Origin of the sequence: Burkholderia sp. THE68, assembly GCF_009938265.1 — a bacterium.
In the GTDB taxonomy this organism is placed as follows: Bacteria; Pseudomonadota; Gammaproteobacteria; order Burkholderiales; family Burkholderiaceae; genus Caballeronia.
This window is the reverse complement of the sequence record NZ_AP022315.1, coordinates 746,564-766,270: the sequence shown is the minus strand read 5'-3', so window position 1 is coordinate 766,270 and position 19,707 is coordinate 746,564. Positions and strand designations below refer to the sequence as shown.

General features: G+C 64.9%; 20 protein-coding genes. 13 read left to right on the top strand and 7 right to left on the bottom strand.

Annotated elements, in window-relative coordinates:
- The first annotated feature begins 5 nt into the window (after positions 1-5).
- Positions 6-530 (top strand): helix-turn-helix transcriptional regulator, encoded by a 525-nt coding sequence (locus BTHE68_RS03635; protein ID WP_162065179.1) that lies wholly within the window; start codon positions 6-8, stop codon positions 528-530.
- Positions 531-600: 70 nt separating this feature from the next.
- Entirely contained in the window at positions 601-2,712 is a 2,112-nt protein-coding gene (locus tag BTHE68_RS03630; RefSeq protein WP_162065178.1) for a prolyl oligopeptidase family serine peptidase, read from the top strand.
- Between the two features lies 1 nt (position 2,713).
- Here the strand turns inward: BTHE68_RS03630 and BTHE68_RS03625 are convergent, their stop codons facing one another.
- Positions 2,714-3,925 (bottom strand): Bcr/CflA family multidrug efflux MFS transporter, encoded by a 1,212-nt coding sequence (locus BTHE68_RS03625; RefSeq protein WP_162065177.1) that lies wholly within the window; start codon positions 3,923-3,925, stop codon positions 2,714-2,716.
- 149 nt (positions 3,926-4,074) lie between these two features.
- Between BTHE68_RS03625 and BTHE68_RS03620 the strand changes: the two genes are divergently transcribed.
- From BTHE68_RS03620 to BTHE68_RS03605, 4 genes are all read left to right on the top strand, one after another.
- Positions 4,075-4,545 (top strand): hypothetical protein, encoded by a 471-nt coding sequence (locus tag BTHE68_RS03620; RefSeq protein WP_162065176.1) that lies wholly within the window; start codon positions 4,075-4,077, stop codon positions 4,543-4,545.
- Positions 4,546-4,690: 145 nt separating this feature from the next.
- Entirely contained in the window at positions 4,691-5,974 is a 1,284-nt protein-coding gene (gene hemL, locus BTHE68_RS03615) for a glutamate-1-semialdehyde 2,1-aminomutase (RefSeq protein ID WP_162065175.1), read from the top strand.
- Positions 5,975-5,992: 18 nt separating this feature from the next.
- Positions 5,993-7,087, top strand: a complete 1,095-nt coding sequence (gene ribD / locus BTHE68_RS03610; RefSeq protein WP_162065174.1) for a bifunctional diaminohydroxyphosphoribosylaminopyrimidine deaminase/5-amino-6-(5-phosphoribosylamino)uracil reductase RibD — start codon at positions 5,993-5,995, stop codon at positions 7,085-7,087.
- 33 nt (positions 7,088-7,120) lie between these two features.
- The gene (locus BTHE68_RS03605; protein ID WP_162065173.1) at positions 7,121-7,735 is read left to right on the top strand and encodes a riboflavin synthase; all 615 of its coding nucleotides are present in this window, start codon (positions 7,121-7,123) and stop codon (positions 7,733-7,735) included.
- 16 nt (positions 7,736-7,751) lie between these two features.
- Here the strand turns inward: BTHE68_RS03605 and BTHE68_RS03600 are convergent, their stop codons facing one another.
- Both BTHE68_RS03600 and BTHE68_RS03595 read right to left on the bottom strand, forming a co-directional pair.
- Positions 7,752-8,087, bottom strand: a complete 336-nt coding sequence (locus tag BTHE68_RS03600; protein WP_232077895.1) for a hypothetical protein — start codon at positions 8,085-8,087, stop codon at positions 7,752-7,754.
- A gap of 58 nt (positions 8,088-8,145) precedes the next feature.
- On the bottom strand, positions 8,146-8,469 hold the full coding sequence (locus tag BTHE68_RS03595) for a type II toxin-antitoxin system Phd/YefM family antitoxin (RefSeq protein ID WP_162065171.1): 324 nt from the start codon (positions 8,467-8,469) through the stop codon (positions 8,146-8,148).
- Positions 8,470-8,689: 220 nt separating this feature from the next.
- On the opposite strand from BTHE68_RS03595, the gene ribBA reads away from it, so the two are divergent.
- Genes ribBA through BTHE68_RS03575 form a run of 4 tightly spaced genes read left to right on the top strand, consistent with a single transcriptional unit; the run spans position 8,690 to position 12,045 of the window.
- A complete protein-coding gene (gene ribBA, locus BTHE68_RS03590) occupies positions 8,690-9,853 on the top strand; it encodes a bifunctional 3,4-dihydroxy-2-butanone-4-phosphate synthase/GTP cyclohydrolase II (RefSeq protein WP_162065170.1) in 1,164 nt (387 codons plus the stop codon).
- A 54-nt stretch (positions 9,854-9,907) separates the two neighbouring features.
- Positions 9,908-10,417: a 6,7-dimethyl-8-ribityllumazine synthase gene (gene ribH / locus BTHE68_RS03585; protein WP_061179436.1), complete on the top strand. Its 510-nt coding sequence runs from the start codon at positions 9,908-9,910 to the stop codon at positions 10,415-10,417.
- A complete protein-coding gene (gene nusB, locus BTHE68_RS03580; protein WP_162065169.1) occupies positions 10,414-10,851 on the top strand; it encodes a transcription antitermination factor NusB in 438 nt (145 codons plus the stop codon). Before ribH ends, nusB begins: the two co-directional genes overlap by 4 nt.
- Complete coding sequence (locus tag BTHE68_RS03575; RefSeq protein WP_162065168.1) at positions 10,852-12,045, top strand: pyridoxal phosphate-dependent aminotransferase; 1,194 nt, start codon at positions 10,852-10,854, stop codon at positions 12,043-12,045.
- A gap of 69 nt (positions 12,046-12,114) precedes the next feature.
- Here the strand turns inward: BTHE68_RS03575 and BTHE68_RS03570 are convergent, their stop codons facing one another.
- A complete protein-coding gene (locus tag BTHE68_RS03570; RefSeq protein ID WP_162065167.1) occupies positions 12,115-13,263 on the bottom strand; it encodes a transglycosylase SLT domain-containing protein in 1,149 nt (382 codons plus the stop codon).
- Positions 13,264-13,849: 586 nt separating this feature from the next.
- Between BTHE68_RS03570 and BTHE68_RS03565 the strand changes: the two genes are divergently transcribed.
- From BTHE68_RS03565 to BTHE68_RS03555, 3 genes are read left to right on the top strand one after another with little or no spacing between them, the layout of a single operon-like run.
- Positions 13,850-15,448: a UbiD family decarboxylase gene (locus BTHE68_RS03565; RefSeq protein WP_162065166.1), complete on the top strand. Its 1,599-nt coding sequence runs from the start codon at positions 13,850-13,852 to the stop codon at positions 15,446-15,448.
- Positions 15,445-16,440 carry an asparaginase gene (locus BTHE68_RS03560; RefSeq protein WP_162065165.1) on the top strand — a complete coding sequence of 332 codons (996 nt, stop codon included), beginning with the start codon at positions 15,445-15,447 and terminating at the stop codon, positions 16,438-16,440. Before BTHE68_RS03565 ends, BTHE68_RS03560 begins: the two co-directional genes overlap by 4 nt.
- 4 nt (positions 16,441-16,444) lie before the next feature.
- The gene (locus BTHE68_RS03555) at positions 16,445-17,113 is read left to right on the top strand and encodes a LysE family translocator (protein ID WP_162065164.1); all 669 of its coding nucleotides are present in this window, start codon (positions 16,445-16,447) and stop codon (positions 17,111-17,113) included.
- A 10-nt stretch (positions 17,114-17,123) separates the two neighbouring features.
- Here BTHE68_RS03555 and BTHE68_RS03550 read toward each other — a convergent pair whose 3' ends face one another.
- The 3 genes from BTHE68_RS03550 to BTHE68_RS36570 form a co-directional block, all read right to left on the bottom strand.
- Positions 17,124-18,089 (bottom strand): threo-3-hydroxy-L-aspartate ammonia-lyase, encoded by a 966-nt coding sequence (locus BTHE68_RS03550; RefSeq protein ID WP_061179429.1) that lies wholly within the window; start codon positions 18,087-18,089, stop codon positions 17,124-17,126.
- A 100-nt stretch (positions 18,090-18,189) separates the two neighbouring features.
- Positions 18,190-18,510 (bottom strand): hypothetical protein, encoded by a 321-nt coding sequence (locus BTHE68_RS03545; RefSeq protein WP_061179428.1) that lies wholly within the window; start codon positions 18,508-18,510, stop codon positions 18,190-18,192.
- Between the two features lie 340 nt (positions 18,511-18,850).
- Complete coding sequence (locus BTHE68_RS36570) at positions 18,851-19,012, bottom strand: hypothetical protein (RefSeq protein WP_167354150.1); 162 nt, start codon at positions 19,010-19,012, stop codon at positions 18,851-18,853.
- Positions 19,013-19,707 lie beyond the last annotated feature (695 nt).

Genomic DNA, 19,707 nt, shown 5'->3' with positions numbered 1-19,707 from the left:
TACTCATGGAATACGTGTTCACTCTCAAGTATCAACTGTCGGCAGAAGACTGCGATCACGAGCAACTCGTCGAACGGCTCGCGGAGGCCGGGTGCGATGACGCGACCATCGGTATTGGTCAGCCAGGACGAATTGCACTCGCCTTCAAGAGGGCAGACGTCGACGCCTTCGGCGCGATTTTATCGGCGCTGCAAAACGTGAAGCAGGCGATTCCGTCCGCCCGCCTGATCGAAGCAGCGCCAGACTTTGTCGGCCTCACGGATGTAGCCGAAGTGACGGGAATGACGCGTCAGAACATGCGCAAGCTGATGCTCGCCAACGCGATGGAATTTCCCGCGCCGGTTCATGAAGGCAATCCGTCCGTCTGGCACCTTTCCGACATTCTCGCGTGGCTGAAGGGGCGCGGAGGCTATCGCATCGACGCAGAATTGCTCGACGTTTCCAGAACAGCGAAGCAGGTCAATCTAGCGAAGGAAGCCCGGGAAATCGAGCCCGACATGACTCAGGAACTGGACAGACTGGTCGCCTAGACCGGCGCGATACCCGCCGCCCTCCCATTACAGGCACAATCGGCGTTTTGCATTCCGCCACCTGCGCCGCATGACTCTGCTCTCCTCCCATCCCGAACTCGCCTGGCCCACGTCGGACACACCCGACCCCTTCATCGGCCTCGAAGCCCTAGGCGACGCCCACGTGCAAGCCTGGGTCGATGCCCAGAACCGCCGCACCGAAGCCGCGTTCGGCAACACGCCGCAAGCGCGTACGCTCGCGCAACGGCTCGAAAAAGCGTACACGTCGCAGGACCGCATCGTGTCGTGTTCACGCTATGGCGACTGGGCCTACAACACCTGGCAGGACGACGCGCATCCGCTCGGCATCGTGCGCCGCACGCCGTGGTCTTCATGGCTCGAAGGCAAGCCCGTCTGGGAAACGATCCTCGACGTCGACGTACTCGACCTCAACACCAAACAGAACGACGACACCCGCTGGGCCCTCGCCGATTTCGACATGCGCTACCCCGATTACGACCGCGCGCTCGTGAGCCTGTCGCCGGGCGGCTCGGACGCATGCATGGTGCGCGAGTTCGATATCGCATCGAAAAGCTTCGTCGCGGATGGCTTCGTGCTGCCCGATGTCGGCAAGCACGATATCTCGTGGATCGATTGCGACACGGTCTATGTCGGCTGGGACGACAGCAAGACGAACCCGCGCCCCGCGCTCACCACTTCGGGCTTTCCCCGCCAGGCGCGGCGCTGGAAACGCGGCACGCCGCTCGCGGATGCGCCCGTCGTGTTCGAGGGCAACCGGCGCGACGTGTCGGCGGGCGTCGACTACGATCCGCTCGAGAAACTGCATCTCGCATCGCGCGCGGTGACCTTCTTCGATACGCTCAACTACTGGCTCGACGAAACATCGAACGAATGGCGTCAGTACGATCTGCCGACGCACGCGGAAATCGAGCACTGGAACGGCTGGATCTTCGTGACGCCGCGCAAGTTCTGGAACGCGGGCGGCCGCCGCTACGCGCCCGGCACCCTGACCGTCATTCGGCGCGACGCGTTTCTCGCAGGCTCGCGCCAGTTCATCGCGCTCTTCACGCCGTCGGAGCGGCTCGTGCTCGCGGGCATCGACTTCACGAAGCACTGGCTGATCGTCTCGCAAATGGACGACGGCACGCCGCGCGTCACGCTGCTGCGCCCGCCCGCGACGCCCGACGGCGAGTGGGCATCGCGCGCGTTCGCGCTGCCGGATGCGAGCCAGTCGTGGGTCGATTCGATCGACAGCGAACGTGACGACACCGTGCTCATCCACGTCGAGCACTTTCTGACGCCGCCATCGCTGTATCACGCCGATCTCGCCAACGACGCCCCGTGGCAACTGCTCGCGCGTCTTCCCGCCCAGTTCGATGCGGCCGGTCTCACCGCCGTGCGCCGCCACGCGCTCGCGCCGGACGGCGAGCGCATTCCCTACTGGCTGATCGGACGCGACGTCGAAACACGCACCGACGCGCGCCCTTGCCTGCTCTACGGCTATGGCGGCTTCGAAGTCGCGCTCGATCCGGGCTACGACGCGACGACCGGCATCGCGTGGCTCGAGCGCGGCGGGCTGTACGCAGTCGCGAACATTCGCGGCGGCGGCGAATTCGGTCCGGCATGGCATCAGGCGGCGCTGCGCGAGAACCGCCAGATTGCCTTCGACGATTTCATCGCAGTAGCCGAGGCGCTCGTCGATACGGGCGTCACCACGGCCAGGCAACTGGCGATTCGCGGCGGCAGCAACGGCGGCCTGCTCACGGCCGTGTGCATGATCCAGCGGCCCGAGCTGTTCGGCGCGGTGCTGTCGGAAGTGCCGCTGCTCGACATGGCGCGCTTTCACCTGCTGCTGCAGGGCGCATCGTGGATCGACGAATACGGCGACCCCGACGACGCCGGCGATCTGCGTCATCTGCTCGCGTACTCGCCGTATCAGAACGTGAAGGCGGACGCCGCGTATCCGCCCGCGCTCTTCACATCATCGACGAGCGATGACCGCGTGCATCCCGGCCACGCGCGCAAGATGGCCGCGAAGATGCAGGCGCAAGGCCACGCGAACGTGTGGTATCAGGAAACCGGGGATGGCGGACACGGCGCGGGCGTCGAGCCGGGCGCGGTCGCGCAGGCGGAAGCGGCCGCGTTCACGTTCCTCGCCGCGACGATCGGGCCGCTCGCCTGATTCAGACCTTCACGGGCGCCGCATGCGAGCGCAGCACCAGCGTGCGCCCGGCGTAGGTCAGCACGCCACATACGCCGATCACGATGCCCATGCCGTGCGGCGATACATCGTGAAAAAGTCCGACTGCGAGACTCGCGAGCGCGCCGAGCGCGAGCTGCATCGCGCCAAAAACGGCGGCGGCCGCGCCCGCGTTGCGCGGATAGCGGTGCATCAGCTCGGTCGTGCAATTGGCCGACAGCAAACCGACCACGCCGACGACGAAGAACAGCGTGAACACGATCGACCACAAGCCGCCCCAGCCCGTCAGCGACACCAGCGCGACCGCGAGCGCCGCCACGACGCTCACGAACGACGCCGCCGAGATCATCTTCATCGCGCCGACGCGGCCGACGAACTTCGTGTTGAGCACGTTCCCCGCGATGATGCCGACGATGTTCAGCCCGAACAGCAGCCCGTAGTGCTGCGGCTTGACGTGGAAATAATCGATATAGACGAACGGCGTCGCGGTGATGTACGCGAACATCGACGCGAACGCCATGCCGCCGCACATCATGTGGCCCCAGGTGACGGGATCGGTCAGCAGATGCCCGTACGCGGCGAACGACTTGCCGATCGCCGCGCTCGCACGCTTCTCCTTCGGCCAGGTTTCGGGCACGCGCAGAAAAGCGGTCACCGCGCAGGTCAGACCGAACAGCGTCAGCGCGACGAACACCACACGCCAGCCGCCGAGCAGCAGCAATTGCCCGCCGATGAGCGGCGCGAGCAGCGGTCCGATCGACGTGACGATGGACAGCATCGACAGCACGCGGGCCGCGTCGGTCGGCTCGTGGGCGTCGCGGGCGATGGCGCGCGCGAGCACTGACGCCGCGCCCGCGCCGAGCGCCTGCAGGAAGCGCACGGAGACGAGCGTATCGATGGAAAACGCCACCGCGCAGCCGATGCTCGCGAGCGCGTACAGCACAATGCCGCCGAGCAGGACCGGCCGGCGGCCATAGGCGTCGGACATCGGGCCGTAGAGCAGCATGCCGAACGAGAAGCCGAACATGAAGCTCGTGAGCGTGGTTTGCGCGGCGGCCGGACTCGTGCCGAACGAGGCGGCGAGCGCGGGCAGGCTCGGCAGATACATGTCGATCGACAGCGGGCCGCACGCGGCGAGCGCGCCGAGCAACAGGATCAGCCGGCCGTCGGGCCGGCGCCGGGTGGTGTCGGGCATGGAGTTCGGGAGACGGGAATGGGTGAAGGCGACGCGGCTTTGCGGCGCCCGAGCGAGCGACCATTGTACGTGACGCCCTGTCGCGATCCGTCCCTGAGCGCCGGGTTGCGCTAAGCTCATCGCTCGTTCTGTCCCGTTTCGTCGATCCGATGACCGCCTTTCTTCTGATCTGGAGCCCCAAAAAGTGGCCGTGGCCCGAGTTGCCCGATATCGCGCGCCGCGTGGCGGCAGGCGATGCCGTCGCCGATGTGTGGGGCTGCGGCACCGCGCGCGGGCTCCTGCCGGGCGACCGCGTGTTCGTGCATCGCGTGGCGCAGGAGCCGAAGGGCGTGTTCGCGTCGGGCTGGGTGACGCGCGCGCCGTATGAAGTGCCCGATGCGGGCAGCAAACGCGGCTATCGGCTGTGCATCGATTTCGTGTACGACTGGCTCGTCGACGCGCACGCGCAAGTCGTCGTCACGCGCGAGGAACTGCGCTCGCACCCCTTCTCCGTGCAGACGTGGGACGCGCAAATGTCCGGCACGCTCATCAAGCCGATGGCCGAAGGCGCGCTGGAAAAGCTGTGGACCGCGCGCACCGGGCGGCGTGCGCGCCCGTCCGCGCCGCCACCGGACATGTAGGCGCGAGGCGGCCTGTTCGCATCGACTCCGGTACAATTTCAGCAAGATTTTTTCGCGTCGGACCGCGCGTTCTGCACGCCGCCGCTCGGGCACCCGGTCCGCTTCACGCGACTCCCGCATCCACTTTCAGCGCAGGTCTTCATCCATGTCCAAGAATCAAGCTCTGTTCGAACGCGCCCAGCGAACCATTCCCGGCGGCGTGAACTCGCCGGTGCGGGCGTTCCGCTCGGTCGGCGGCACGCCGCGCTTCATCGAGCGCGCCGCGGGCCCGTACTTCTGGGACGCCGAAGACAAGCGCTATATCGACTACATCGGCTCGTGGGGCCCGATGATTCTCGGCCACGTCCATCCCGAAGTGCTCGACGCGGTTCAGCGCGTGCTCGCGAACGGCTTCTCGTTCGGCGCGCCGACGGAAGCCGAAATCGAGATCGCCGAGGAAATCTGCAAGCTCGTGCCGTCGATCGAACAGGTGCGCATGGTGTCCTCCGGCACCGAAGCGACCATGAGCGCGCTGCGCCTCGCGCGCGGCTTCACGAACCGCAGCCGCATCATCAAGTTCGAAGGCTGCTATCACGGCCACGCGGACAGCCTGCTCGTCAAGGCGGGCTCGGGCCTGCTGACGTTCGGCAATCCGACTTCCGCGGGCGTTCCCGCCGATATCGCGAAGCACACCACCGTGCTCGAGTACAACAACGTCGAGCAGTTGAACGAGGCGTTCGCGGCGTTCGGTTCGGAAATCGCGTCGGTGATCGTCGAGCCGGTTGCGGGCAACATGAACCTCGTGCGCGCGACGCCCGAATTCCTCAATGCGCTGCGCGAGCGCTGCGACGAGCACGGCGCGGTGCTGATCTTCGACGAAGTGATGTGCGGTTTTCGCGTCGCGCTCGGCGGCGCGCAGGAGGTCTACGGCATCAAGCCGGATCTCACGTGCCTCGGCAAGGTCATCGGCGGCGGCATGCCGGCGGCGGCGTTCGGCGGACGCCGGGACATCATGGCGCATCTCGCGCCGCTTGGCGGCGTGTATCAGGCGGGCACCCTGTCGGGCAATCCGATCGCGGTAGCCGCGGGCCTCAAGACGCTGCAACTGATCCAGCGCCCCGGCTTCTACGACAATCTCGCGAAGCAGACGCGCAAGCTGGTCGACGGCCTCGCCGCCGCCGCCCGCGACGCGAAAGTGCCCTTCTCCGCCGATTCGATCGGTGGCATGTTCGGCCTGTATTTCATGGATCAGGTGCCGGGCAGCTTCGCGCAGATCCAGCAAGGCGACACCAAGCGCTTCAACGCATTCTTCCACGCGATGCTCGACGCGGGCGTGTACTTCGCGCCATCGGCGTTCGAGGCGGGCTTCGTGTCCAGCGCGCACGACGACGCCGTGATCGACGCGACGCTGGAAGCCGCGCGCGGCGCGTTCGCCTCGCTCGCCGCCTGACGCGCCCGGGCCACGCCGATGTTCTCGCAAACCGACTTCACGCATATGGAGCGCGCGCTCGCGCTCGCCTCGAAGGGCATGTACACGACCACGCCGAATCCGCGCGTCGGCTGCGTGCTCGTCAAGAACGGCGAAGTGATCGGCATGGGCTACACGCAGCCGGCCGGCCAGGATCACGCCGAAGTGCAGGCGCTGAAAGACGCCCGCTCGCGCGGCAAGGACCCGCGCGGCTCGACCGCGTATGTGTCGCTGGAGCCGTGCAGCCATTTCGGGCGCACCCCGCCGTGCGCGCACGCGCTCATCGATGCGCGCGTCGAGAAGGTCATCGCCGCGATGGAAGATCCGAACCCGGCGGTGTCGGGCCGCGGTCTCACGATGCTGCGCGATGCGGGCATCGATGTGCGCTGCGGGCTGCTGGCGACCGAGGCGTACGAAATGAATATCGGCTTCGTGTCGCGCATGACGCGCCGCCGTCCGTGGGTACGCATGAAGGTCGCCGCGACGCTCGACGGCCGCACCGGCCTGCCGTCCGGTGAAAGCCAGTGGATCACCGGCGAGGACGCGCGCGCCGACGGCCACGCGTGGCGCGCCCGCGCCTGCGCCATCCTCACGGGCATCGGCACGGTGCGCGAGGATGATCCGCAACTGACGGTGCGCGCGGTCGACACGCCGCGCCAGCCGCAGCGCGTATTGATCGACAGCCGTCTGGACGTGCCGATGCAGGCGCGCATCCTCGATGGCGCGCCGCCGTGGATCTTCCATGCCGCCGACGCCGATCCCGCGCGCATCGACGCGTTGCGCGAAAAGGGCGCGGATCTGATCGAGCTGGCGAACGAGCACGGCAAGGTCGATCTGCCCGCGATGCTCACCGCGCTCGCGGATCGCGGCATCAACGAACTGCACGTCGAAGCGGGCCACAAGCTGAACGGCTCGCTGCTGCGCGAAGGCTGCGTCGACGAACTGCTGATCTATCTCGCGCCGAGCCTGCTCGGCAGCGCGCCCGGCATGTTCGACTTCGCGCCGCCCGACACGCTCGATGCGCGGCCGCATCTGAAATTTCATCGCATCGACCGGCTCGGCGACGACTTGCGCATTCTGGCGCGCAACGCCTGAGCGGATCACACACGCAATCAAGGAACGAAACCGATGTTTACAGGAATCGTCGCGGCGGTGGGCCGCATCGAAAAAGTCACGCCGCTCGGCGCGGAGCCGGAAGCGGGCGTTCGCCTGACGGTCGCCGCGGGCGCGCTCGATCTCGCCGATGTCGAACTCGGCGACAGCATCGCGATTCAGGGCGCGTGTATGACGGTCATTCAGAAGTCCGCCGATGCGTTCGACGTCGAGGTGTCGCGCGAAAGCCTGAACAAGACGGTCGGCCTCGGCGATGCCGGCGCCGGCGTGAATCTGGAGAAGGCGTTGCGGGCGCACGACCGGCTGGGCGGGCATCTCGTTTCAGGGCACGTCGATGGATTGGGCGTGGTGTCGAAGTTTGAGCCGGTGGGCGAATCGCACGAGTTGCGCATCGTCGCGCCGAAGGACATCGGCAAATATCTGGCCTACAAGGGCTCAGTGACGGTGAACGGCGTGAGTCTCACTGTGAATTCCGTCAGCGACCGCGCGGATGGCTGCGAATTCTCCATCAACCTGATTCCGCATACGGTCGAAGTCACGACGCTCAGGGCGCTCGCCAAGGGCGCGAAGGTCAATCTCGAAATCGATCTGATCGCGCGCTATGTCGAGCGGATGATGAACGCGCAGTGAGTCGCCGTTTCGCGAGTCAGGACTGGGCGCCCCACAAGTAGTCGAATTCGAAGGACACTTCCTTGCAGTGACGGATGGAGACCAGATAGATGGTGTCGTCCGCCAGCAGATATAGGAGCACGTGGTCGTCGAAAACATACTCGCGGAGTTCCGCAGCGATGCTGGCGGATTCCGTTGCATCGGCGAGCTTTTCGTACGCGAGTAACGCATGGACCGTATCGGGTCTGGTATTGAGGAAGCGGCGGCCGAGCGCGGGAAAACGCTGAAGCAGCGGAACGACTTCTTCTTCGAGCGACTGAAGTATTCGAACGAAGCCGTCCAGATTGTCCTTTCTTACCCAGTAACGCTCCATGTCCGAGAGTCGAGCCGCAAAACTGCTCATGCTTCGGACAGTCACACGTCCACGCTGATCAGTCACCGTCCGGCCCTCCGGCTGCGTCTTTCTTCGCCTTGATTCGTGCCTTGTAGCGCGCGAGTACTTCGAAGGCGTCTTCATGGCGCCCGGCCTTCAGATCTTCCAGACCTGCAAGTGCGTCCTCCAGCAGCAGCATGTGAATCCGATTGCGCTCCATCCGGTAGTACATCTCGAGCTTCTCCGTGCTGATCAGCGCTGCGCAACTTTCGCCATTCTTGGTGATGATTTTTTCAGTTCCGCCGCGCACTTCCTCGACCAGTTCGGAAAGATTGGCACGCGCCTGCGACAGCGGGATGATGTCCTTTGCGGTGTAAGCCACGGCAGGCTCCGTACGAATTAATGTACTTAACATTGTACGATATTTGCGCATTGAAGTTTAAGACGCCCCTAGTTTCTCAAGCGCAACGCCGCCACACCATTCATCCGAATGGCTTAGGCAAATCTCCATCCGTCGACGGCAAGTGATTTCAGCCTCGGTCCATCTGCCGTGGCGTAAAATACGCCCTTTCCCCAAACCGGACCCCGCACGGGACGTCATCATGTCGCTCGCCTCCACTCCTGAGATCATCGCTGAACTGAAAGCCGGCCGGATGGTGATTCTCGTCGACGAAGAAGACCGCGAAAATGAAGGCGATCTCGTCATCGCCGCCGAATTCGTCACGCCCGAAGCCATCAATTTCATGGCGAAGCACGGCCGCGGCCTCATTTGCCTCACGCTCACGCAGGACCGCTGCAAGCAGCTGAATCTGCCGCTCATGACGCATCGCAACGGCACGCAGTACGGCACGGCGTTCACGGTCAGCATCGAAGCGGCGGAAGGCGTGACGACCGGCATTTCCGCCGCCGACCGCGCGAAGACCATCGCCGCGGCGGTCGCGCACGACGCGCGCGCCGAGCATATCGTCCAGCCGGGCCACGTGTTCCCGATCATGGCGCAGCCGGGCGGCGTGCTGGTGCGCGCGGGCCACACCGAAGCCGGCTGCGACTTCACCGCGCTCGCCGGCCTCACGCCCGCCGCGGTGATCTGCGAGATCATCAAGGACGACGGCGAGATGGCGCGCCTGCCCGATCTCATCGAGTTCAGCCAGCAGCACGGCATCAAGATCGGCACGATCGCCGATCTGATCCATTACCGCAGCCGCACCGAGTCGATCATCGAGAAAGTCTGCGAGCGCACGATGCAGACCGCGCACGGCCCGTTCCGCGCGGTGCTGTACCGCGACGAGCCGACGGGCTCGCCGCACATCGCGCTCGTGCGCGGCGCGCCGCGTCCCGACCGCGACACGCCGGTGCGCGTGCACGAGCCGCTTTCAGTGCTCGATCTGCTCGAAATCGATTCGTCGACGCATTCGTGGACCATCGACGCCGCGATGAAGGAAATCGCCGCGCGCGACCTCGGCGCGATCGTCATGCTCAACTGCGGCGACACGAAGGAACATCTCGTCGACGTGTTTCAGGCGTTCGACCAGAAGGAAAAAGCGGCGGTGCTCAAGCGCCGCCCGATCGACTTCAAGACTTACGGCATCGGCGCGCAGATCCTGCGCGATCTCGGCGTCGGCAGGATGGAAGTGCTCGCGAATCCGCGCAAGCTGGGCAGCATGTCGGGCTACGGCCTGGAAGTGACGGGCTTCGTGCCGATGCCCGGCTGCCCCGCCACCGCCGCGCCCGTGGACACGCCCCTCACCCAGTTGCGCTCGGTCTGAAACCGCCGGCCGCACAACCCCATTCCATACAATTCCAAGGGAAGGACCTCATTCATGGAAATCGGACAATACCAGCCGAACCTCGACGGTGACGGCTTGCGCATCGGCATCGTGCAGTCGCGCTTCAACGAACCGGTGTGCAACGGCCTCGCCGACGCGTGCATCGAAGAGCTGGAGCGCCTCGGCGTGATCGGCCAGGACGTGCTGCTCGTCACCGTGCCCGGCGCGCTCGAAATTCCGCTGGCGCTGCAAAAGCTCGCGGAGTCCGGCCAGTTCGACGCGCTGATCGCGCTCGGCGCGGTCGTGCGCGGCGAGACATATCACTTCGAACTCGTGTCGAACGAAAGCGGCGCGGGCATCTCGCGCATCGCGCTCGATTTCGGCATTCCGGTTGCGAACGCCGTTCTGACGACGGAAAACGACGAACAAGCCGTCGCCCGCATGACCGAGAAGGGCCGCGACGCCGCACGCGTGGCGGTCGAAATGGCGAATCTGTCCGTCGCGCTCGAGCAGCTCGGCGGCGATGACGAAGACGAAGACGAAGAAGACGAGGACCGCGCATGAAGAGCGCACGCCGCCGTTCGCGCGAGCTCGCGACGCAAGGGCTTTATCAATGGCTGCTGTCGGGCGCGCCCGCCGGCGAAATCGACGCGCAATTGCGCAACGCACAGGGCTTCGACAAGGCCGATCAGGCGCATCTCGATGCGATCCTGCACGGCGTGATCAAGGAATCCGACGCGCTGTCCGCGCAGTTGCAGCCGTGTCTCGACCGCCCGATCGAGCAGTTGTCGCCGGTCGAACGCGCGGTGTTGCTGGTCGCCGCGTTCGAGTTCAAGCATCACATCGACGTGCCGTATCGCGTTGTCATCAACGAAGCGGTCGAGCTGACTAAGACCTTCGGCGGCTCGGACGGCTACAAGTACGTAAACGGCGTGCTCGACAAGCTCGCCGTCGTGATGCGTCCCGCCGAGGCGCAGGCGCGCGGGCGCGGAGCGTAAATGACCGGCGCTTCGGAACCGCTCGTCAGGCTCGCGTCGCGCGTCGATGTGATCGAGCCGTTCTACGTGATGGAGCTGATGAAAGAGGCTCAGGCGCTGGAGCGCGCGGGCCGCGACATCATCCACATGAGCATCGGCGAACCGGACTTCACCGCGCCGGAGCCGGTGATCCACGCCGCCGCCGATGCGCTCAAGCGCGGCGTCACGCAGTACACCAACGCGCTCGGCATTCACGCCCTGCGCGAGGCGATCGCGCAGCATTATCGCGATACCTTCGGCCTCGCGGTCGAGCCGGAGCGCATCGTCGTGACGGCGGGCGCGTCGGCGGCGCTGCTGCTCGCGTGCATGGCGCTCGTCGACAACGGCGACGAAGTGCTGATGCCCGACCCGTGTTATCCGTGCAACCGGCACTTCGTGTCGGCGGCGGATGGCAAGCCGGTGCTCATCGCGAGCGGTCCGGCCGAGCGCTTTCAGCTTACGGCCGCGCATGTCGAGGAAAGCTGGACGGATAGAACGCGCGGCGTGCTGCTCGCGTCGCCGTCGAATCCGACCGGCACGTCGATCGAGCCGGACGAGTTGCGGCGCATCGTCGAGACAGTGCGTGCGCGCGGCGGCTTCACGATCGTCGACGAGATCTATCAGGGGCTGAGCTACGACGCGAAGCCCGTGTCCGCGCTCTCCTTCGGCGACGATGTCGTGACGGTGAACAGCTTTTCGAAGTATTTCAACATGACCGGCTGGCGGCTCGGCTGGCTCGTCGTGCCGCACGCGATGGTCGGCGCGGTCGAGAAGCTCTCGCAAAACCTGTTCATTTGCGCGTCGGCACTTGCGCAGCATGCAGCGCTCGCGTGCTTCCAGCCCGAGACGCTCGCGATTTACGAAGCGCGCCGGCTGGAGTTCAAGCGGCGGCGCGACTACATCGTGCCGGCGCTGCGCTCGCTGGGTTTCGGTGTACCGGTCGTGCCCGACGGCGCGTTCTACGTCTACGCCGATACGACGACGGTTCACCATCCCGCCGCCGGCAACAGCGATGCGCTCACGCACTCGATGCTCCACGACGCGGGAGTCGTGCTCGTGCCGGGCGCGGATTTCGGCTTTCATGCGCCGGAGCGCTACATTCGTCTTTCTTACGCCACGGCGTATTCGAAGCTCGAAGAAGCGGTGCAGCGGCTGGGAACGCTGTTCGCCCGATGATCTGATCGCGTCCGGCAATAAAAAAGGGCACCGCGTGGTGCCCTTCTTCTTTTACGTCTGGCGAATGCCTCAAGCGCCGAATTCCGCCGACGCGACGTGCTTCGTTTCGCCGTCGCCATCATCCTGCGATGCCGACTTCTTCGCCGAGTCGATCGTCACGTGAACGCGCTTGTCCGCAGCAGTCGAGGCCAGCACCTGCTTCGGCGCGGCCTGAACCGGCGCTTGCGGCGCATTGATCGGCACATTGCGGCCGCGCGCGACATCGCGCAGGCGCGAACGCTCGGCCAGCACCTTGGCGCCGTAGCCGCCGTCGTCCTGGGTCGTCGAGCCGACGTAGTAGCGCAGACCGCCCGCCACCGAACCGCCGCGCGCGATGCAGTCCTTCAGCACCAGCGCGCCCACCTTGATGTTCGCGAGCGGATCGAGCGCCGCGTGCGAGCCGCCGAAGTACTGGAATTTGTCGGAATGAACCTTCGACATCACCTGCATCAGGCCCTGTGCGCCCACGCCGCTTTCGGCATACGGATTGAAGCCCGATTCGATCGCCATCACGGAGAGCAGCAGCAGCGGATCGAGGCCGACTTCGCGGCCGGTGTCGAACGCAGCGCGCACAAGTTCGCTGACCGGATCTTCCGCCACGCGATAACGGCGCGCGATGAAGTTCGCGACGAGCTTCTGCTCGCGCGTGGAGACGAGCACGCGGTCGTCGCGCGCATCGGCGACGACGCGTTGCGCCGGAATCATGCTCGCGAGCATGCCGACGGACGGCATCGTGCGCGGGTCCAGCCCGTTGGGCGAGACCGCGAGGCTGATGCCGCCGGTGAGCCGATGGGTGCTGGCGTCGTCGGACGCGGCCGCGCCGAGCGACGGCACGGCGGCGCCGGGCGCCTTGGACTTGACCGATGCAGCGTTGGCTGCAAGGTTCGCGGGCAGCATCGGATCGCTCGGCGCGCGATGCACCGCCGCGAACGGCGGCAGCGGCTGGCCTGCGAGCAGACGCGCCGGTCCGGCCTGCACGGCCGCCGACACGAACGGCATGATCTTTGCGGCGAAGGTGGTGCGCCACGATGGCAGCAACCACAGTGCGAGCGCGCTGACAACCGCCGCGCAGCCGACGATGGCGAAGAGATGGTGACTCAAACGGCGTCCACGACGTAGCGCCACACGCACGATCTGCGCGGCGCGGGTGTCGGAACCCCACCAGAATGAAGCGTTCATCGATACTCCCAATGTTGCATGATTTGCGCAGATGAATACGAATTGAATACGCATTCGAAACACAAATCAGACACCGCTCGCACCTGGCAAGCGTAAGCGGCATCGGGGATACGGCATGCGCCGTCTGAAAAGCCGATCCGGTCAAAGACCACCGGTTGCGCGGCACGAACTGCATGCCCTGGTTGCGCACATGGCTTTCCACGCGAAAAACCGGCGTGTCAAACGCCGGCAAGAACAACCAACAGCCATGAATCGCCGGGCAGGAGCGGCGCAGGCGACGCATGTGCGTCTGAAAAACCTGAGGCTAAGGTAAAAACTTTCAAAACCTGCAATGGGTGTGAGGCGATTCTATCAGGGTTTAATGATCCGTCAATGCTATAGACTTCTGTTTCAATTACTTACAGTTATATTGAACACCGTTCAGCGCCCGAAAAGCACGTCTCACGGGCCTTTCCCACAGGAATTTACTGAATGTCCCCCAACGCACGGACGCCGACGCAGGTAAAATCGACAATCGCCTAGCGCGCAGCCGTCCCGGCCCTTCACCGCGTGCATCGGGCGCCTCCGAGCCCTATTTCGACCATCGATGAAATATAAAGATCTGCGCGACTTCACCGCCCGCCTCGAAGCGCTCGGCGAATTGCGCCGCATTCGGCAGCCCATCTCTCCCGTTCTCGAAATCACCGAAATCTCGGATCGCGTATTGCGCGCGGGCGGACCGGCGCTGCTCTTCGAAGCGCCCACCGGCCACACGATGCCCGTGCTCGCCAACCTGTTCGGTACGACCCGGCGCGTCGCGCTCGGCATGGGCATCGAAACTGAAGCGCAGAGCGGCTCCGATGTCAGCCTCGGCAGCGACGTCGCCGCGCTCAGCTCGCTGCGCGACGTCGGCAGGCTGCTCTCGGCGCTCAAGGAGCCGGAGCCGCCAAAAGGCCTGAAGGACGCGGGCAAGCTGCTTTCGCTCGCGAAGGCCGTATGGGACATGGCGCCGAAAGCGGTCAGCGCGCCGCCCTGTCAGGAAGTGGTGTGGGAAGGCAACGACGTCGATCTTCATCGGCTGCCGATACAGACCTGCTGGCCCGGCGACGCCGGACCGCTGCTCACCTGGGGCCTCACCGTCACGCGCGGGCCGAACAAGCCGCGCCAGAATCTCGGCATCTACCGGCAGCAGTTGATCGGGCGCAACAAACTCATCATGCGCTGGCTCGCGCATCGCGGCGGCGCGCTCGACTTCCGCGAATTCGCGCTGGCGAATCCCGGCAAGCCTTACCCGGTCGCGGTCGTGCTCGGCGCCGATCCCGCGACGATCCTCGGCGCCGTGACGCCAGTGCCCGATTCGTTGTCCGAATATCAGTTCGCCGGCCTGCTGCGCGGCTCACGCACCGAACTCGCGAAGTGCCTGACGCCGGGCGTCGATACGCTGCAGGTGCCGGCGCGCGCCGAGATCGTGCTCGAAGGCTTCATTTATCCGCAGGACGGCGCACCGCCGCCCGCGCCCGCAGGCGCGCCGCCGCGTCCGTCGGCCGGCGCCGCCGCGAAATACGAGCACGCGCTCGAAGGGCCGTACGGCGATCACACCGGTTACTACAACGAACAGGAATGGTTTCCGGTCTTCACCGTCGAGAAGATCACGATGCGCCGCGACGCCCTGTTCCATTCCACCTACACCGGCAAGCCGCCCGACGAGCCCGCCGTACTCGGCGTCGCGTTGAACGAAGTGTTCGTGCCTTTGCTGCAGAAGCAGTTCAGCGAGATCACCGATTTCTATCTGCCGCCCGAGGGCTGCAGTTATCGCATGGCGATCGTGCAGATGAAGAAGAGCTACCCCGGCCACGCGAAGCGCGTGATGTTCGGCGTGTGGAGCTTTCTGCGGCAGTTCATGTATACGAAGTTCATCATCGTGGTGGACGAAGACGTGAACGTGCGCGACTGGAACGAAGTCATCTGGGCGATCACGACGCGTGTCGATCCGACGCGCGACACCGTGATGGTCGACAACACGCCGATCGACTATCTCGACTTCGCCTCGCCGGTGGCGGGCCTCGGATCGAAGATGGGGCTCGACGCGACCAACAAGTGGCCCGGCGAAACGACACGCGAATGGGGCCGCCCGATCGTGATGGACGAAGCCGTGAAGCGCCGCGTCGATGCGCTCTGGAACGAACTCGGACTGGATAAATCATGATCGCGGCCACGCTCTATCGCGGCGACGTCGTCGAGAACACGCATGCGGCGCACGTCGCCATCGTCGATGCTCACGGGCGGCTCGTGCATTCCTTCGGCGATCCGTATCGCGTGACGCTGCCGCGCTCGGCGGCGAAGCCCGCGCAGGCGCTCGCGATCATCGAAACGGGCGCGCTCACGCGCTTCGGTTTCACCGATGAAGACCTCGCGCTGATGTGCGGCTCGCACAGCAGCGAGCCGCGTCATATCGAGCGCGCGCGGGCGATGCTCGCCAGATCGAACGCGAGCGAAAGCGATCTGCGCTGCGGCGGCCATCCGCCGATTTCCGAAGCGGTATACAAAGACTGGATCAGGCGCGACTTCACGCCGACGGCTGTTTGCAGCAACTGCTCCGGCAAGCACGCCGGCATGCTGGCGGGCGCGCGGGCGATCGACGCGCCACTCGCCGATTACCACTTGCCCGAGCATCCGCTGCAGATGCACGTGAAGCGCACGATGGCGCGCGCCGTCGATCTCGCCGACGACGAAGTGCAATGGGCCATCGACGGTTGCAATCTGCCGACGCCCGCCTTCCCGCTCGAACGTCTCGCGCGGCTCTACATGAAGATCGCCGCTGCGCCCGAGGGCTCGCCGCTTGCCCGCATCCATCGCGCGATGACGTCGTATCCCGAACTCGTCGCGGGCGAGGGGCGCTTCTGCACGCTGCTGATGCAGGCGTTCGGCGGCGAACTCGTCGGCAAGACGGGCGCGGACGCGAGCTACGCGATCGGCGTGCGGCGCGAGCAAGGCGCGCTCGGCATAGCGGTGAAGGTCGAGGACGGCAACACATCGGTGCTCAATGCGGTCGTCGTGCATGTGCTCGATCTGCTCGGCATCGGCACAGAGCGGCAACGCGATACGCTCGCCGCCTTTCGCAACCCCATTACGCGCAACACCATGAGCGTGCCGACCGGACACCTCGACATAAGCTTCGCCCTTCACAATCATCAATAACAACATGCATTCGTGGCCGCTGCTGTCGGACGGTTTTTTTCTGTCGCTGTCTTTGTGTCTGGATATCGGGATCGCCAACGTCGCGATCATTTCGCTCGTGCTGTCGCATGGCTTCAGGCCGGGGCTCGTGCTCGGCCTCGGAACGTGTTTCGGCGATCTGTTCTACGCGGCGCTCGCGCTGGCGGGCATGTCGGCGTTGCTGCAGTTTTCCGCCGTGCGCTGGGTCGTGTGGATCGGCGGGGCGATCGTGCTGCTCTTTCTGACCTGGAAGATGGCGCGCGAGGCGCTCAATCCGGCGACCGCGCCACCCGTCGAAGGCGAGGCGGATTACAGCGCGCCGCTGCCCGCGCACTGGAAAAGCTTCGTACGCGGATGCCTGCTGGCGGTTTCATCGCCGAGTGCGATTCTGTGGTTCGCGGCGGTAGGCGGCGCGCTGATCGCGAAAAGCGGCGCGACGAGTCCCTTGAGCGCTTCGGTGTTTCTCATCGGCTTCTTCGCCGGCGGGCTCGGCTGGACGATCTTCATCTGCACGCTCGCGAGCCACGGAAGAAAGCGCGCCGGAACCCAGCTTCTGCGCGCCTGCCACGTCATGTCCGCGGTGCTCTTCGCGTACTTCTCGTATAGCGTGATAGTCAATGGCTACCGCGATCTGATCGTCCACGCGGCATCGTGAAAATGCGGCGTCACGCGACGAACTGAGCCAGCTTCGCCAGATCGACGTTGCCGCCCGAGACGATCACGCCAACCCGCTTGCCCTCGACCGGCACCACCTTCTGCAACACGGCGGCCGCCGCGAGACAGCCGGTCGGCTCGACGACCATCTTCATGCGCTGCGCGAAAAAGCGCAGCGTCTCGATGAGTTGCGCGTCGCTCACGGTGACGATGCTGTCCACGTGACGCTGGATGATCGGGAAGTTGTATTCGCCGACATGCGTCGACGCCGCGCCATCGGCGATCGTGCGCGGCACTTCGATATGCACGATCTCGCCGCGCGCGAGCGACTGCTGCGCGTCGTTGCCCGCTTCCGGCTCGACGCCGATGACCTTGCAGTCCGGCGCAAGCGCCGCCGCCGCGAGCGCGCATCCGCCGATCAGCCCGCCGCCGCCGAGACACACGAACAGATAATCGAGCGGTCCGGTTTCCTCGATCAGTTCCTTCGCCGACGTGCCCTGCCCCGCGATAACATGCGGATGGTCGTAAGGCGGGATCAGCGTCATGCCGCGCTCCTCGGCGAGCTTGCGGCCGATTTCCTCGCGGTTCTGCGTATAGCGGTCGTAGGTGATCACTTCGCCGCCGTAGCCGCGCGTCGCTGCCATCTTCGCGGCGGGCGCGTCCTCGGGCATCACGATCGTCGCGCGGATGCCGGCGAGCTTCGCCGACAGCGCGATTGCCTGAGCGTGATTGCCTGACGAAAACGTGATGACGCCCGCCGCGCGCTGACGCTCGTCGAAATGCGAGATCGCGTTGTACGCGCCGCGGAACTTGAACGCGCCCATGCGCTGGAAGTTCTCGCACTTGAAGAAGAGCGATGCGCCCGCGATGGCATCGGCAGTGCGGGAGGTCAGGACGGGTGTGCGATGGGCGGCGCCTTCGATGCGCCTGGCGGCATCGGCGACGTCATCGAAAGTCGGGGCGGGAAGTGAGGACATCGGAGTCGGCCTTCGAGGCGAAGAGGGACACCATTTTCCCACGCCCAAACAAAAAGGCGATGCATGCTCGCATCGCCTTTCTGTTTATCCGGCGGACCGCTCAATGGCGCCAGTAGCCCGGCCCGTGCCGGTAATAGCCGTGATGCCCATAGTAAGGGCGGCCATAGTACGGACGGCCGTAATAACCGTATCCGCCATAACCGCCGACGACCACCGCGGGCGGCGGCGCGTACACGACAGGCGGAGGCGGCGCCACATACACCGGCTGCGGCGGAGCCATATAGACGGGCGCGGGCGGCGCGGCATACACCGGATAGGCCGGCACCCCGATACCCACGCCGACCGAAACATGCGCTTGCGCAACAGTGGCGAAACCCACGCCGAGCGCGCCAGCAACCAAAAGACCACCGAGCTTTTTCACTTTCGTTCTCCTCGCCGCTTCGCGTGTTGGCCGGTCTGCACGGCTCACGAGCGACGGTATGAAAACAATTTATCGAAAAAGCGCGCCAGTCGCAGAAGCCATTTGTTGCAAATTGCAAGTTCCTTAACGCGCATGCGAATGTGTAAGCCGGAGCGCGCGTGCAACTGCGCTCCGATCGACCGTTCGGCGGACTTCGGCGCGACACGACGCGTGGACTCCGCAGCGATCGATAAAACGCGCGTAACGTCTAATTACAAAAGAAAGGAAAAGCCCCACCGGACAAATCCGTCCGGCGGGGCTTTTCATGTATTACGCGAAATACCCGAAGCTAGTATTTGATTCAGCCCACTTTGACGTAGGCAAACTCACGTGTGACGTTCGGCGGCACATAAGCCGCGCCGATCACGACCCGCGGCGTCAGACGCTTTTTCTGGTCCCACCAGCGGCGACGCTGGGCCTGGCTCAAGAATCGCAGATGCTTTCGATAAGAGAAAATGCTCATGGCGACCTCCGAACGTAGCGAATGAAACCCCAAGGGAAGCCCGGCGGCCTCGGACCGCACGTTCTCCCGCTGAATCTGTCTTCTCTTTGATATTGAGCGCCCTGTCCGTGCATCGATGTTCGCAAAGAAACCAAGTCTTCGCGTCGATGTGCGTTAAACCACATTCAGCAGAAAGCATGCCGTTTCGATACACACCTCCGCGTTGAAAAAAGCCCTTGTTCTTATCCGTTTGCGTGACCGGGAGAAACAGATTCGCATCCGCCCTGCCGTTTCGCCCTTTCGCTCTTTGTCTTTATATCCTGCCAGTTTTGCATGAAATGCGCTTTTCCGAGATCGTCTCAAATTGGCAACACTAGGGTTTTCCGATGCTGGCGCGCACCGTGCAAACCGGCTTGCGCGGAACTTTCGCCAGCCTTTCACGCATTCGCGCGAAGAATCGCGCGCGGCACGTGCGACAACGTCCCCAAGCTGCTTTAAAGCCATGATATGGTGACGTCCGGCGCATCCCACCAGACGATTTGGCGGGCGGGGAATCCAGGCGCCGCGCCGCGATGGTTCCGGCACGATACTCAAGTCCAGAGAACGAACAATGATCAAGGTCAGCATCCACCATTCGCGCCGCGCGGACGGCCTCGTCGATATCGACACGCCAGGCGGGCAGCGCTTCACGCGCTAGCTTTCGCTTTCTTCACCCT

Coding starts and splice junctions, on each gene's coding strand:
- BTHE68_RS03635 (WP_162065179.1), top strand. CDS start 6: ATGGAATACGTGTTCACTCTCAAGTATCAACTGTCGGCAGAAGACTGC.
- BTHE68_RS03630 (WP_162065178.1), top strand. CDS start 601: ATGACTCTGCTCTCCTCCCATCCCGAACTCGCCTGGCCCACGTCGGAC.
- BTHE68_RS03625 (WP_162065177.1), bottom strand. CDS start 3,925: ATGCCCGACACCACCCGGCGCCGGCCCGACGGCCGGCTGATCCTGTTG.
- BTHE68_RS03620 (WP_162065176.1), top strand. CDS start 4,075: ATGACCGCCTTTCTTCTGATCTGGAGCCCCAAAAAGTGGCCGTGGCCC.
- hemL (WP_162065175.1), top strand. CDS start 4,691: ATGTCCAAGAATCAAGCTCTGTTCGAACGCGCCCAGCGAACCATTCCC.
- ribD (WP_162065174.1), top strand. CDS start 5,993: ATGTTCTCGCAAACCGACTTCACGCATATGGAGCGCGCGCTCGCGCTC.
- BTHE68_RS03605 (WP_162065173.1), top strand. CDS start 7,121: ATGTTTACAGGAATCGTCGCGGCGGTGGGCCGCATCGAAAAAGTCACG.
- BTHE68_RS03600 (WP_232077895.1), bottom strand. CDS start 8,087: ATGGAGCGTTACTGGGTAAGAAAGGACAATCTGGACGGCTTCGTTCGA.
- ribBA (WP_162065170.1), top strand. CDS start 8,690: ATGTCGCTCGCCTCCACTCCTGAGATCATCGCTGAACTGAAAGCCGGC.
- ribH (WP_061179436.1), top strand. CDS start 9,908: ATGGAAATCGGACAATACCAGCCGAACCTCGACGGTGACGGCTTGCGC.
- nusB (WP_162065169.1), top strand. CDS start 10,414: ATGAAGAGCGCACGCCGCCGTTCGCGCGAGCTCGCGACGCAAGGGCTT.
- BTHE68_RS03575 (WP_162065168.1), top strand. CDS start 10,852: ATGACCGGCGCTTCGGAACCGCTCGTCAGGCTCGCGTCGCGCGTCGAT.
- BTHE68_RS03570 (WP_162065167.1), bottom strand. CDS start 13,263: ATGAACGCTTCATTCTGGTGGGGTTCCGACACCCGCGCCGCGCAGATC.
- BTHE68_RS03565 (WP_162065166.1), top strand. CDS start 13,850: ATGAAATATAAAGATCTGCGCGACTTCACCGCCCGCCTCGAAGCGCTC.
- BTHE68_RS03560 (WP_162065165.1), top strand. CDS start 15,445: ATGATCGCGGCCACGCTCTATCGCGGCGACGTCGTCGAGAACACGCAT.
- BTHE68_RS03555 (WP_162065164.1), top strand. CDS start 16,445: ATGCATTCGTGGCCGCTGCTGTCGGACGGTTTTTTTCTGTCGCTGTCT.
- BTHE68_RS03550 (WP_061179429.1), bottom strand. CDS start 18,089: ATGTCCTCACTTCCCGCCCCGACTTTCGATGACGTCGCCGATGCCGCC.
- BTHE68_RS36570 (WP_167354150.1), bottom strand. CDS start 19,012: ATGAGCATTTTCTCTTATCGAAAGCATCTGCGATTCTTGAGCCAGGCC.